This window comes from Caballeronia eucalypticola, assembly GCF_047608185.1.
Taxonomy (GTDB): Bacteria; Pseudomonadota; Gammaproteobacteria; order Burkholderiales; family Burkholderiaceae; genus Caballeronia.
Genome location: NZ_JBLKRU010000003.1, coordinates 218,506 through 232,418, shown reverse-complemented (window position 1 = coordinate 232,418; position 13,913 = coordinate 218,506). Strand labels below are relative to the sequence as shown.

The 13,913-nt window shown below is 59.9% G+C and carries 12 protein-coding genes; 7 read left to right on the top strand and 5 right to left on the bottom strand.

Annotation, left to right across the window (positions count from 1 at the left end; genetic code table 11):
• Positions 1-58 precede the first annotated feature (58 nt).
• The 4 genes from ACMX25_RS05435 to ACMX25_RS05420 form a co-directional block, all read right to left on the bottom strand.
• Positions 59-1,651 (bottom strand): ABC-F family ATPase, encoded by a 1,593-nt coding sequence (locus ACMX25_RS05435; RefSeq protein WP_414948500.1) that lies wholly within the window; start codon positions 1,649-1,651, stop codon positions 59-61.
• Positions 1,652-1,882: 231 nt separating this feature from the next.
• Positions 1,883-3,328 carry a threonine synthase gene (gene thrC / locus ACMX25_RS05430; RefSeq protein ID WP_414948499.1) on the bottom strand — a complete coding sequence of 482 codons (1,446 nt, stop codon included), beginning with the start codon at positions 3,326-3,328 and terminating at the stop codon, positions 1,883-1,885.
• Between the two features lie 9 nt (positions 3,329-3,337).
• Complete coding sequence (locus ACMX25_RS05425) at positions 3,338-4,654, bottom strand: homoserine dehydrogenase (RefSeq protein WP_299707220.1); 1,317 nt, start codon at positions 4,652-4,654, stop codon at positions 3,338-3,340.
• A gap of 26 nt (positions 4,655-4,680) precedes the next feature.
• The gene (locus ACMX25_RS05420) at positions 4,681-5,919 is read right to left on the bottom strand and encodes a pyridoxal phosphate-dependent aminotransferase (protein WP_414948498.1); all 1,239 of its coding nucleotides are present in this window, start codon (positions 5,917-5,919) and stop codon (positions 4,681-4,683) included.
• A gap of 572 nt (positions 5,920-6,491) precedes the next feature.
• On the opposite strand from ACMX25_RS05420, the gene ACMX25_RS05415 reads away from it, so the two are divergent.
• Complete coding sequence (locus tag ACMX25_RS05415; protein WP_414948497.1) at positions 6,492-6,866, top strand: Mth938-like domain-containing protein; 375 nt, start codon at positions 6,492-6,494, stop codon at positions 6,864-6,866.
• A gap of 57 nt (positions 6,867-6,923) precedes the next feature.
• On the opposite strand, the gene ACMX25_RS05410 is transcribed toward ACMX25_RS05415, so the two are convergent.
• Positions 6,924-7,187 carry a hypothetical protein gene (locus ACMX25_RS05410; protein WP_414948496.1) on the bottom strand — a complete coding sequence of 88 codons (264 nt, stop codon included), beginning with the start codon at positions 7,185-7,187 and terminating at the stop codon, positions 6,924-6,926.
• A gap of 91 nt (positions 7,188-7,278) precedes the next feature.
• Between ACMX25_RS05410 and ACMX25_RS05405 the strand changes: the two genes are divergently transcribed.
• The 6 genes from ACMX25_RS05405 to ACMX25_RS05380 all read left to right on the top strand — a co-directional run bounded on the left by ACMX25_RS05405 (position 7,279) and on the right by ACMX25_RS05380 (position 13,909).
• Positions 7,279-8,952 (top strand): glycosyltransferase family 39 protein, encoded by a 1,674-nt coding sequence (locus tag ACMX25_RS05405; protein WP_414948495.1) that lies wholly within the window; start codon positions 7,279-7,281, stop codon positions 8,950-8,952.
• 119 nt (positions 8,953-9,071) lie between these two features.
• On the top strand, positions 9,072-9,443 hold the full coding sequence (locus ACMX25_RS05400) for an SMR family transporter (protein ID WP_089159042.1): 372 nt from the start codon (positions 9,072-9,074) through the stop codon (positions 9,441-9,443).
• A 108-nt stretch (positions 9,444-9,551) separates the two neighbouring features.
• The gene (locus ACMX25_RS05395; RefSeq protein ID WP_414948494.1) at positions 9,552-10,715 is read left to right on the top strand and encodes a DegT/DnrJ/EryC1/StrS family aminotransferase; all 1,164 of its coding nucleotides are present in this window, start codon (positions 9,552-9,554) and stop codon (positions 10,713-10,715) included.
• Positions 10,716-10,815: 100 nt separating this feature from the next.
• Complete coding sequence (locus ACMX25_RS05390) at positions 10,816-11,844, top strand: glycosyltransferase (protein ID WP_414948493.1); 1,029 nt, start codon at positions 10,816-10,818, stop codon at positions 11,842-11,844.
• Positions 11,841-12,863, top strand: a complete 1,023-nt coding sequence (locus ACMX25_RS05385; RefSeq protein WP_414948492.1) for a formyltransferase — start codon at positions 11,841-11,843, stop codon at positions 12,861-12,863. Before ACMX25_RS05390 ends, ACMX25_RS05385 begins: the two co-directional genes overlap by 4 nt.
• Positions 12,860-13,909 carry a bifunctional UDP-4-keto-pentose/UDP-xylose synthase gene (locus tag ACMX25_RS05380; RefSeq protein ID WP_414948491.1) on the top strand — a complete coding sequence of 350 codons (1,050 nt, stop codon included), beginning with the start codon at positions 12,860-12,862 and terminating at the stop codon, positions 13,907-13,909. The genes ACMX25_RS05385 and ACMX25_RS05380 overlap by 4 nt, the downstream gene beginning before the upstream one ends.
• Positions 13,910-13,913 lie beyond the last annotated feature (4 nt).

Genomic DNA, 13,913 nt, shown 5'->3' with positions numbered 1-13,913 from the left:
TCTCTAAATGTTTCTAAAGGCAAACTGCTGTATTGCTCGCGATGTAATGCGCGCTCAGTTAGTGAATCCCCTGGCTCGCCAGGAAATCCTCGTACGTGCCGCCGAAGTCGCGCAACGTGCCGTCGTTCTTCACTTCGATGATCCGGTTCGCCAGTCCATTCACAAACTCGCGGTCATGCGAAACGAAGATCAGCGTGCCATCGTATTTCTCCAACGCGATCTGCAGGGACTCGATTGACTCCATGTCCATGTGGTTGGTCGGCTCGTCCATCAACAGCACGTTCGGGCGCCCGAGCATCAGCTTGCCCCAGATCATGCGGCCCTTCTCACCACCCGAGAGCACCTTGACCGACTTCTTGATGTCGTCGGCGTTGAACAGCAAACGGCCCAACGTGCCACGGACCATCTGGTCGTCGTCGCCGTCCTGACGATACTGGTCAACCCAGTCGGTCAGCGTCTCGTCTTTCGGAAACTCTTCGTACGTGTCCTGCGGCATATAGCCGACCAGCGCGTTTTCCGCCCACTTGACCGTGCCTCCATCCAGTTCGATTGCGCCCTTCAGCGCGCGCAGCAACGTGGTCTTGCCCGCGCCGTTCTCGCCGATAATCGCAATCCGCTCGCCCGGCTGAACACTCAGATTGAAATGGTTGAAGATGGTGCGGTCATATTTCTTCGTGATGTTGGTCGCCACCACTGCGATGTTGTGCAGCTTTTTCTCGAAGTCGAAGCGAATAAACGGGTTCTGCCGCGACGACGGCTTGAACTCCTCGATCTTGATCTTCTCGATCTGCTTCGCACGGCTGGTCGCCTGACGCGCCTTCGATTTGTTGGCCGAGAACCGGCGCACGAAGTCCTGGAGGTCGGCCACTTTGTCTTTGGCCTTCTGGTTCGCATTCGCCTGACGCTCGCGCGCCTGGGCCGACGCCAGCATGTAGTCGTCGTAATTACCCGGGTACACCTTCAACGTGCCGTAATCCATGTCCGCCATGTGCGTGCAGACCTGGTTCAGGAAGTGTCGATCATGCGAAATGATCACCATGGTCGAGTTGTACTGATTCAGTATGTCCTCGAGCCAGCGAATGGAGGTGATGTCCAGGTTGTTGGTCGGTTCGTCGAGCAGCAACACGTCCGGCTTCGAGAACAGTGCCTGCGCCAGCAATACGCGCAGCTTCCAGCCCGGGGCAACGTTGCTCATGGGACCGTTATGGTCTTCGATGGCAATGCCAATACCCAGCAACAACTCGCCCGCGCGCGCTTCGGCCGTATAACCGTCGTACTCGGCGAACTTTGCTTCGAGTTCGGCGGCATGCATGTAGTCGTCGTCGGTCGCGTCGGGATTCGCGTAGATGGCATCGCGCTCGGACATCGCGCGCCACATTTCAGTGTGGCCCATCATGACGACGTCGATCACGCGCTGGTCTTCGTAGGCGAACTGATCCTGGCTCAATTTACCCAAGCGGATGTTCGGCTCCAGCATGACGGTGCCCGAGCTCGGCTCAAGGTCGCTGCCGAGGATTTTCATGAACGTGGATTTGCCGCAGCCGTTCGCCCCGATCAGGCCGTAGCGATTTCCTTCCCCGAACTTGACCGAAATGTTCTCGAAGAGGGGCTTCGGCCCGAATTGCATGGTGATGTTGGCAGTAGACAGCACAGCGCGTCCTTTTTGAATGATGTACGGCGAAAAACCTGCAATTTTAGCAGTTTTTCGACGAATTGCGGCATCGCAGCGAAAAGCCGCACGCTTGGAGTGCGTAGACCGCTGCTTCCGCCGGTCCGCAAATGCCGCCGCAATGGCGCCACGATGGCACCACGGTCGAGACTGCGCCAGGCGTTCCGGGCTGGTTGGACCTGCCCGGATCCGCTGGCGCCGCGCATTCCGAGCCTAGATGCGTTCCGCGATATACGCCTTCACCAGATCCGCCTCGGCCGCCAAGATATCGAATTTCTGTGGCAATTCTTCGATACCGATAAATGCCGCCGGCCGCTCTGGTTCGCGCTCGAGCGCTTCACGGATGGTCTCGCCGAATTTAATCGGCTGGGCAGTTTCCAGCACGATCATCGGCACGCCAGGTATCAGGTGCTCGCGCGCAACCTTCAGGCCGTCGGCCGTGTGGGTGTCGATCATGGTGCCGTAACGCTTGAACGCGTCACGGATGGTGTCCACCCGGTCCGCATGGCTGCTGCGTCCCGACACGAAACCAAACTCCTTCACGCGCGCAAAGTCGCCGCTGGCCGCGAGGTCAAAACCACCCTTTTCTTCCACGTCGCGGAAAAGCTGAAGCACGCGTGCGGGATCGCGGCCGAGCAGATCGAACACAAAACGCTCGAAATTCGACGCCTTCGAGATATCCATGCTCGGGCTGGTCGTGTGATACGTCTCGGCCGCCGTGCGCACGCGATAAATCCCGGTGCGGAAAAATTCGTCGAGCACGTCGTTCTCGTTCGTGGCGACAACCAGTTGCTCGATCGGCAAGCCCATCATCCGCGCGATATGCCCGGCGCAAACATTGCCGAAATTGCCCGATGGCACTGTGAACGAGACCCGCTCGGCGTTCGACTTCGTCGCGGCGAAGTAGCCTTTGAAATAGTAGACGACCTGCGCCACCACACGTGCCCAATTGATCGAATTGACCGTGCCGATCTTGTTGGCCGCTTTGAACGCGTGGTCGTTCGACACCGCCTTGACGATGTCCTGGCAATTGTCGAAGTTGCCGATTACCGCAAGGTTGAAGATGTTCGGATCCTGCAGCGAAAACATCTGCGCCGTCTGGAACGCGCTCATCTTCTGATGCGGCGACAGCATGAAAACACGCACGCCCTGCTTGCCGCGCATGGCGTATTCGGCCGCGCTGCCGGTGTCGCCCGAGGTGGCGCCAAGAATGTTCAGCGTCTGCCCCTGCTTGGCCAGCGTGTACTCGAACAGGTTGCCGAGCAACTGCATGGCCATGTCCTTGAACGCGAGCGTGGGACCGTTCGACAATTCCAGCAACGACACGGTCGTGCCGCCCTCTTCGCCCAGCGTTTTCAGCGGCGTGATCTGCGACGCGCTCTCGTGATCGCGAACGTTGCTGTAAGTGCTCGCCGTATAAGTGCGGCGCGTGAGCGAGCGCAGGTCATCGTCGGAAATGTCGTCGCTGAATTTGCGCAAGATTTCGTGGGCCAGATCCGCATACGAAAGCGTGCGCCATGCAGTCAGTTCCTGCGCCGTGACGCGCGGATATTCAGCGGGCAAATACAGGCCGCCGTCCTTCGCGAGACCGCCGAGCAGGATGTCGGAGAAAGTATGGCGCTCGCCAAAACCGGCGCCGCGCGTAGAGATGTAGTTCATTTCAAAGCCCTAGTTCAAACCTTCCATGCGCAGCTTCGTCACTTTCGAGACCACGGTGGAAAGCGCCTCGATCTGCGTGATCGCCGCGTTGATTTCCCGTTCGACCGTTTCGTGCGTCAGCAGGATGATGTCGGTCTCGCCCTTGTCCTCACCGTCGACATGCTCGGATTCCTTCTGCAGCAACGCGTCGATGGAAATGACCTTGTCGGCGAGGATCCGCGTGATGTTGGCGAGCACGCCCGTGACGTCGGCCACGCGCAGGCGCAGGTAGTAGCTGCTCGTCACTTCTTCGATCGGCAGGATCGGCGTGTTGGCCAGGCTGTCCGGCTGGAACGCCAGATGCGGCACGCGATGTTCCGGGTCGGCCGTATGCAGGCGTGTAACGTCCACGAGATCGGCGACTACCGCCGACGCGGTCGGCTCGGCGCCCGCGCCCTTGCCGTAATAGAGCGTGGTGCCCACCGCATCGCCGTGGACGACCACCGCGTTCATCGCGCCTTCCACGTTCGCCAGCAGGCGTTTTGCCGGAATCAGCGTGGGATGCGTGCGCAACTCGATGCCCTTCTCCGTGCGGCGCGCAATACCCAGCAGCTTGATTCGGTACCCGAGTGCCTCGGCATAGCGAATATCGATGGCGTCGAGCTTGCTAATCCCTTCCACGTAAGCCCGGTCGAATTGCACGGGCACGCCGAACGCTATGGCGCTCATGATCGTGACCTTGTGCGCCGCGTCCACGCCTTCAATGTCGAAGGTCGGATCAGCTTCGGCATAACCCAGTTCCTGGGCCGCTTTCAGCGCGGTCGCGAAGTCGAGTCCGCGGTCGCGCATCTCCGAGAGAATGTAGTTCGTCGTGCCGTTGATGATGCCCGCGATGTACTGGATCCGGTTCGCCGTCAGCCCTTCGCGCAGCGCCTTGATGATCGGAATGCCGCCCGCGACCGCGGCTTCGAACGCGACCATCACGCCCTTCTTGCTGGCCGCTTCGAAAATCTCGCTACCGTGCACGGCGAGGAGCGCCTTGTTTGCCGTCACCACGTGCTTGCCGTTTGCAATAGCGCGCAGCACCAGTTCGCGCGCAACGCCCGTACCGCCAATCATCTCGGCGACGATGTCGATAGAAGGATCGTCAACGACCGCGTTGAAGTCAGTCGTGACGTCGATACCTTCGGCGCCCTGCACCTTCGACGGCGTGCGCACCGCGATGCGCGTAATTTCGATGCCCCGTCCGGCGCGCCGTTTGATTTCTTCCTGATTGCGGCGCAGCACCGTGAAGGTGCCGCTGCCGACGGTGCCGAAGCCCAGCAGGCCAACTTTGATCGGTTCCATTGCAGCGTGAGTCTTATAAGAGAGGTTTAGACAGAGTGACGTTTTCGATAACCATCGAGAAAGCGCGCGATACGGTTGATGGAGTCAGCAAGATCATCGACGTTCGGCAGGAACACCACCCGAAAATGATCGGGCGTCGGCCAGTTGAAGCCGGTGCCCTGCACAAGCAGCGTGCGTTCTTCGAGCAGCAGGTCCGTAATGAACTGCTGGTCATCGACGATCGGATACATCTTCGGGTCGAGCTTCGGGAACATGTAGAGCGCCGCCTGCGGCTTCACGCAAGTCACGCCGGGAATGGCGGTGAGCATGTCGTAGGCGAGTTCCCGCTGCTTGAACAGGCGCCCGCCCGGCACGATCAGGTCGTTGATGCTCTGGTAACCGCCGAGCGCCGTCTGGATGGCGTATTGCCCGGGCACGTTCGCGCACAGGCGCATGGAGGCCAGGATGCCGAGCCCTTCCATATAGTCATGGGCAATGCGGCGGTTCTCACCCGTCAGCCCCGAGATGAACATCCAGCCCGCGCGATATCCGCAGGCCCGGTAACTTTTCGACAAGCTATTGAACGTGACCGTCAGCACGTCGTCGGACAGCGCCGCGACCGCCGTGTGCTTGCGGCCGTCATAGACGATCTTGTCGTAGACCTCGTCAGCAAAAATAATCAGGCCATGCTTGCGCGCAATCTCGATCATGTCCTTTAGCAACTCGTCCGAATACAGCGCGCCGGTCGGATTATTCGGGTTGATGATGACAAGCGCCTTCGTGCTTGACGTGATCTTCGAGCGCAGGTCGTCGAGATCGGGCATCCAGTCGGCAGATTCGTCGCAGAGATAATGCACCGGCGTACCTGCCGACAAGCTCACCGCGGCCGTCCACAACGGGTAGTCCGGCGCGGGCAGCAGCACTTCGTCGCCGTCGTTGAGCAAGCCCTGCATGGCCATCACGATCAATTCGGACGCGCCGTTGCCAATGTAGATGTCGTCCAGCTCGACGCCTGCCACGCCCTTCTGCTGGGAGTAATGCATGATCGCCTTGCGCGCGGCGAACACGCCTTTCGAGTCCGAATACCCCGACGAAGTAGGCAGGTTGCGGATCATGTCCTGGATGATTTCGTCCGGCGCGTCGAAGCCGAAGGCAGCCAGGTTGCCAATATTGAGCTTGATGATCCGGTGGCCCTCGTCCTCCAGCCGCTTCGCGTGCTCGAGCACGGGACCGCGGATGTCATAACAGACGTTCTGTAATTTATTGGATTTTAGAATCGGTTTCACGGCAGGAAAGCTCACTGGGTTACTGAAATCAGGCTCTGGATCAGGGAAAACGACAAATAAAATTGACAAGTCAGGTCCGCGGACCCGCCACAACGCTGGCAACGCCGTTATTTTTGCCCGGCGCTTCGGACGCGGAGCGTGAAAATACGTCGAACCGAGTCCTTGAGCGAGACATTAAGCGGACCGGACACCGCGCGGAAACCCTGAGTAGCAACGCGGAACAGGCAGTCTAGCGAAAATGCGTCGGATAGAGGCAGGTTTGGGCGGAATCGTGTGAGCTTATGGCCATCAGGCCAAGGCAAAACGCCCGATTGCGTGTCGGCAAGCAGCTTGTGGCGGCACGCGATGCATCGCGCCGCCCGGGCTCGCAACCCGCTGGCGGCTTAAAAGTTATAATTTAGCGGATTATCCGTGACTTTCGCAATGCGCCACCGGTAAAACGCGTGCACATCGGCTTCATTAGGGTCCTCGCGTGAACCGATGAAGGCTGCGTTGCGCGCCGGGCCTCCTCTTTGTCACAGGCCGCTCGCGCAGTCACCTTTCGCCATCAACTTGCCTGTCGGAATACCGATTTGAAATTACACCAGGAAGCCAGCGGCGCGCTCAATACCATCACGAGTTACGGCGCCAATTACGTCGCGATCAATCTGCAACACCACGAAGGCAGCATCATCGTGATGCCGGAAACGCCGGTGATCGCGTGGCCCGTGTCGTCGTTCGAGGCGCTGACCCCGGAAGATTTTGACGCGCTCATCGCGGTCGGACCTGAAGTCGTCGTGTTCGGCAGCGGCGCGCGCCTGCGTTTTCCGCATCCACGGCTTATCGCCAAGCTCTCCCAGCAACGCATTGGCGTGGAGACGATGGACTTCGGCGCCGCATGCCGTACTTACAACATTCTCATGTCGGAAGGCCGCCGGGTTGCGGCTGCGCTGCTGATCGAAACGTAGTCCCGGCTGACCGATGGAGGCCGGCACGAACGGCCACATCAACGCTTCAACACGGATTCACTGCGCCAGTGCGATAAACTGCCGCCCGGCGTCGATATCGGTACGGCTATCGGCAACGGTAGCGCCTGTTTTCTGCGCACCGCAGGTCGACGCACTGGTCCCTTGAGCGCCCGCCGCATGACGAGGTGCACAAGGACTGGCCGTCTGGCTGACTTGTGCGTTTGGTCGAAGCAGCGGAATCTGCATGGGCTGACGCGCCGAGGTCACCGGATAAGCCGCGCAGCTCGCCCCAAACGGGCCGAACGTGCGGAACCGGGCCAAATAAGCCGGCCTTAAGCCTCAATGAGCCAAACTCGGGCCCCTCATGGATTTTGCTAGCGCCGCGAAAGTGGCATCGGACAGGTCAACCCTCATGAACGATACGCCTTCCCGGCTACCGCTCACCCGCCTCTCGCTTCTCTTGCTGATCGCGGCACTTGCCGTGATCTGGTTCGCGCCGCTGGGCCTGCGTCATCTTGTTCCAAGCGACGAAGGCCGTTACGCCGAAATGGCGCGCGAAATGTTCGTGACCGGCGACTGGATCACGCCGCGCTACAACGGCTACAAGTATTTCGAAAAACCCCCGCTGCAAACCTGGGCGAACGCCCTGACGTTCGCATGGTTCGGCATCGGCGAATGGCAAGCCCGCCTTTATACGGCGCTAACAGGCTTTGCCGGCGTGCTGCTGATCGGCTATACCGGCGCTCGCGTGTTCAACGGAGTGACGGGGTTTTGCGCGGCCGTGGTGCTCGCGACTTCGCCGTACTGGAACCTGATGGGCCATTTCGATACGCTCGACATGGGCCTGTCGTTCTGGATGCAACTCACGCTCTGCAGCTTGCTGCTGGCGCAACGTCCGAACCTGCCGGCGCCCCAAGTCCGCTTTTGGATGTGGCTTTGCTGGGCCGGCATGGCGCTCGCGCTGTTGTCAAAAGGGCTGGTCGGCCTGATTCTTCCGGGCGCGGTGCTGGTGCTCTACACGTTGATCGCGCGTGACTGGGCGCTGTGGCGCCGGCTTTATATTGGCAGCGGGTTGATCCTGTTCCTGATCATTGCCGCGCCGTGGTTCGTTCTGGTCCAGATCAAGAATCCGGAGTTCCTGAATTTCTTTTTCATCGTGCAGCAGTTTGCGCGATACCTGACCCCCGAACAGAACCGGCCGGGTGCGTTTTACTACTTCGTGCCGGTGTTGATTGTTGGATTCCTGCCCTGGCTCTCGGTGACGTTCCAGAGCGTCCGGCATGCCCTGAAGGTGCCGCGCCAGCCGAACGGCTTCGCGCCTGTCACACTGCTTCTCGTCTGGACGGCGTTTATCTTCTTGTTCTTCAGCGCGTCGCATTCGAAATTGCTGTCGTATACCCTGCCGATCGCGCCTTCCATTGCGTTGTTGATCGCCATCTACCTGCCGCTGCTCACACGCGCCCAATGGCACAAGCATCTGACGGGGTACGCGGTGTTTCTGGTCGTGGCAGCGTTTGGCGCGATCTTTTTGGGCCGGATGGGCGGGGGTCACACGCCCAATGCGCTGTACAAGGAATTCCAGGTCTGGGTGTACGCCGCGCTCGCGGTGGCCTTCGTGGTCACGCTGGCTGCCATCTGGCTGAACCGGCGTAGTTCGATGGGTGGCGTGGTGCTACTGGGAACTGCGTGGCTGCTCATGGGCACGATCGCCGGCACCGGCCACGATGTGTTCGGCCGCGAAAGTTCGGGCGTGCAGCTGGTGCCCGCGGTGAAAGCCGCCATGGCCCGATTGCCCGCCGACACGCCGTTCTACTCGGTCGCCAAGCTCGATCACACCATGCCGTTCTACCTCGGCCACACCATGATCATGGTGCAGGAGCCCGACGAATTGCAGTTCGGCGTCACGACGGAACCCCAGAAGTGGGTGCCGACCATCGACGAGTGGATTCAGCGCTGGGACGCGCAACGCTATGGTCTTGCGCTGATGCCGCCCGGCCGCTACGACGAGCTGCTGGCGAAGCAGGTGCCCATGCAGGTCATTGCGCGGGACGACCGAAGGGTGATTGTCGAGAAACCCCAACCTTGAAACAATGGCGCCGCGTGTTTGCCTGAGGACCGGCCGCCAGCGAAAACAGAAGCCGGAGACGCCTCCAAGCCTTATCGTTTTGCGGCGCTGCGCTAAAAAAATCCCTATTACGGCTCACGATGAACCCGATATCCTTCATTTGCATCATCACCGGCGTCATGCTGAACGCCGGTGCGCAGTTGCTGCTCAAAGCGGGCGTAAACGCCGTGGGTCATTTCGAATTCACCCCCGCGAACATCGTGCCGATCGGCTTCAAGATCGCGACGCAATGGCCAATCATCGGCGGACTGGCGTGCTACGTGATCAGCGTCTTCGTGTGGATCGTGGGATTGTCGCGGGTCGACGTATCAATCGCGTACCCCATGCTCTCGCTCGGTTACGTGGTGAACGCGTTCGCGGCGTGGTATTTATTTGGCGAAATCCTGTCGTTGCAGCGATTGGTAGGGATCGGCATTATCCTGATCGGCGTCGTGGTCCTGACGCGCGGTTGAGACAATTCATGTGGCCAGGCCACTTGAGCGAACCTGCCCGGCTGTCACCGTGTATCACAAAGACTGTGTATCAAAGATCTCACCGTTCCTTTCCTTCGCAGAGCTTCCATGACCCAGAACGTGCCTTCTAATACGCTTCCCTTTCTGCCTTTCGTACGCGCCGAGATCGACGAAGAGACGATTCAGGGCGTTGTCGACGTGCTGCGTTCAGGCTGGATCACGACCGGTCCGCAAAACCAGCAGTTCGAAGCTGAACTGTCCGCCTATTGCGGCGGCCGCCCGGTACGCACGTTCAATTCCGGCACGGCGACCATGGAGATTGGCTTGCGTATAGCAGGCGTGGGCGAAGGCGACGAAGTGATCACCACGCCCATGACCTGGGTCTCGACCAGCAATGTAATCATTGAAACAGGCGCTACGCCGGTGTTCGCAGATATTGACCCGGTCACGCGCAATATCGACCTGAATTTACTCGAAAAGGCCATTACGCCACGCACCAAGGCAATCCTGCCGGTGTATCTCTCGGGTCTGCCCGTGGACATGGACCGGCTGTACGGCATTGCGCGCGAGCGTGGGCTGCGCGTGATCGAAGACGCAGCCCAGGCATTTGGATCGTCGTGGCGCGGCCAGAAGATCGGCGCATTCGGCGACATTATTTCGTTTAGCTTTCACGCAAACAAGAACGTCACGTCAATCGAAGGCGGCGCGCTGGTCCTGAATAATGAGGAAGAAGCCGTGCTCGCACAAAAGTACCGGCTACAAGGCATCACGCGCACTGGCTTTGACGGCATGGATTGCGATCTCCTCGGCGGCAAATACAATCTCACCGATGTCGCCGCGCGCGTCGGCCTCGGCCAGCTCAAGCACGCGGAGCGCTTCACGGAACAACGCCGCGAGCTTGCACGCGCATACTTTGAGACTTTCGCAAACGGCGCGGCCGTGCGAACGGGCGTGCAATTGCCGGTGCCGAATTTCACCGACAGCAACTGGCACATGTTCCAGATCGCACTGCCGCTCGAGCGCTTGTCGCTGACTCGCTCGGCATTCATGAGCCTGATGAAGGAACGCGGCATTGGCACGGGCGTGCATTACCCGGCGCTGCATTTGTTCACGCTGTATCGTGGACGCGGATTTCACGAAGGCATGTTCCCGCACGCCGAAAAATACGGTGCATCAACGGTCACGCTGCCGCTTTTCACGCAGATGACCCAGGACGACGTGACCCGTGTCGTAGATGCAGTCAACGAAATCTGCGCGGCGCACGCGATTTAGCGCACTGGACGTGCACTGAAGGCATCGTCGGCACGCGGATGGCATAGCAAAACAAGAACCACATTTATCACCACGGACACCTAGCGGAACCATCGTCAACATGAGTCAAACGGATTTTCTGCCGACCGGCCCGGAATTAACGGTCGTGGTCCCGGTGTACAACGAAGAAGAAGGCCTCGCCGCCCTCTTCTCCCGCCTGTATCCCGCACTCGACGCGCTCGACACAACGTATGAAGTGATCTTCATCGACGACGGCAGCCGCGACAAGTCGGCGAGATTGCTCGCCCAGCAGTTTCGCGCGCGGCCGGACACCACGCGCGTGATCCTGCTCAACGGCAACTATGGCCAGCACATGGCCATTCTTGCGGGCTTCGAGCAATCGCGCGGGGAACGCGTCATTACGCTCGACGCCGATTTGCAGAATCCCCCTGAGGAAATTGCCAAACTGCTTCTGAAGATGCGCGAAGGTTTCGACTATGTCGGCACGATTCGCCAGCAACGCCAGGACAGTTTCTGGCGCAAGAAAGCGTCGCGCCTGATGAACCGGCTGCGCGAGCGCATCACGCGCATTCGCATGACCGACCAGGGGTGCATGCTGCGCGGTTACAGCAGGCACATCATTGACACCATTAACCGGTGCGGTGAAATCAACACCTTCATTCCGGCGCTGGCCTATACCTTCGCGCAGAATCCGATTGAAATCGATGTCGCGCATGAAGAGCGTTTTGCTGGGGAATCGAAGTATTCGCTGTACAGCCTGATCCGACTCAATTTTGACCTGGTGACCGGCTTCTCGGTCGTACCGCTGCAGTGGTTGTCGTTCATCGGCGTGATCCTGTCCGTGGGGTCCGCAGGCCTGTTCCTGCTGCTGTTGGTCCGACGCTTCATGTTCGGCGCGGAAGTCCAGGGTGTGTTCACATTGTTCGCTATCACCTTTTTCATGCTTGGCGTGATCATCTTCGCGCTTGGGCTACTTGGCGAATATATCGGCCGGATCTATCAGCAAGTGCGCGCGCGGCCGCGTTACCTGGTGCAAACCATCCTGGAAGAGCGCGACGGCAAACTCGCGCGAACCATGCCTCGCCAGGAAGCGGTAGCGGCAATCAGCCGCGAGGTCGATCCGCTATGAACGATGGAGTTGCCGTCACAAATGCACCCCGCGCGAAACCGCGTGCGGTCGTGTTCGCATATCACAACGTCGGCGTTCGCTGCTTGCAAGTCCTGCTCGCGCGCGGCGTTGAAGTCGCGCTGGTCGTCACGCACGAGGACAATCCGGCCGAGAACATCTGGTTCGGCAGCGTGAAGTCGGTCGCGGAGGATCACGGCATCACAGTGATCACGCCAGCCGACCCCAAGTCGCCCGAACTGCATGACGCAATCAGCGAACTCGCGCCGGACTTCATTTTCTCCTTCTACTACCGGCACATGCTGCCGGTCGGCGTGCTCGCGCTCGCCGCTCGCGGCGCGTACAACATGCATGGTTCGTTGTTGCCGAAGTACCGGGGACGCGTGCCCACCAATTGGGCCGTGCTGAATGGGGAAACAGAAACGGGCGCGACGCTGCACGAAATGGCCGCCGCACCCGACGCAGGAGCAATCCTCGCGCAAACGCCCGTCCCCATTCTCCCCGACGACACCGCCTCGCAAGTCTTCGACAAAACCACCGTCGCCGCAGAACAAACCTTGTGGCGCGTGTTGCTGGCCCTGATCGCGGGCGAAGCGCCGCATTTGCCGAACGACCTGACGAAAGGCAGCTATTTCGGCGGCCGGAAGCCGGAGGATGGCCGTATCGACTGGTCGCAACCGGCACAGCAGGTCTACAACCTGATTCGCGCCGTCGCGCCGCCGTATCCGGGGGCTTTTACGGACATCGACCAGCAGCGGTTTATCGTCGCGCGGGCGCGTCTCGTGCCCGAAAACGGCTTGCCGGGCATCGCTGCCGAGAGCCTGCGTGAGCTGTCGAATTTGCCGCCTGGCCTGCACGTGAAGGATAATGCGCTGTTTGGCGTATGCGGCGACAGCCGCGTCGTCGCCATCCGTGAACTACGGCAACCATTCGTGAGCGAAAGCCAGACTCCCGCCGGCAGCGAACGCGTCATCAGTCCCGCCGAATTCGGCCGACTCACTCAATCAATTCCTCATTCATGAAAAAAGTCCTGATCCTGGGTGTCAACGGCTTCATTGGCCACCACCTCTCCAAGCGCATTCTCGAGACGACCGACTGGGAAGTCTTCGGCATGGACATGCAGCGCGACCGTCTCGGCGACCTCGCCCACCACGAGCGCATGCATTTCTTTGAAGGCGACATCACGATCAACAAGGAGTGGGTCGAATATCACATCAAGAAATGCGATGTGATCCTGCCGCTGGTCGCTATTGCGACGCCAGCCACCTATGTGAAGCAGCCGCTGCGCGTGTTCGAACTCGACTTCGAAGCGAACCTGCCCATCGTCCGTTCGGCAGTGAAATACGGCAAGCACCTTGTGTTTCCGTCGACGTCCGAGGTGTACGGCATGTGCACCGACGAGCAATTCGATCCCGAAGAATCGCAGTTGAGCTACGGCCCGATCAACAAGCCGCGCTGGATCTACGCGTGCTCGAAGCAGTTGATGGATCGCGTGATCTGGGGTTACGGCATGGAAGGCCTGAACTTCACGCTGTTCCGTCCGTTCAACTGGATCGGCCCGGGCCTCGACTCGATCTACACGCCGAAGGAAGGCAGCTCGCGCGTGGTGACGCAATTCCTGGGTCACATCGTGCGCGGTGAAAACATCAGCCTCGTCGATGGCGGCGCGCAAAAGCGCGCGTTCACGGATATTGATGACGGCATCGGCGCGCTGATGAAGATCATCGAGAACAAGAACGGCGTGGCGACCGGCAAGATCTATAACATCGGCAATCCGAGCAACAACTTCTCGGTTCGCGAACTCGCGCACAAGATGCTGAAGCTCGCGAACGAGATCAGCGAGTACGCCGAAAGCGCGAAAACGGTCCAACTCGTGGAAACGTCCTCGGGCGATTACTACGGCGCGGGTTATCAGGACGTGCAAAACCGCGTGCCGAAGATCGACAACACGATCCAGGAACTCGACTGGAAACCCGTCGCCACCATGGACGACGCGTTGCGCAAGATTTTCGAAGCCTATCGCGGCGATGTAGGCACGGCGCGGCGCCTTGTCGAAGACCAGTCTTAAGGAC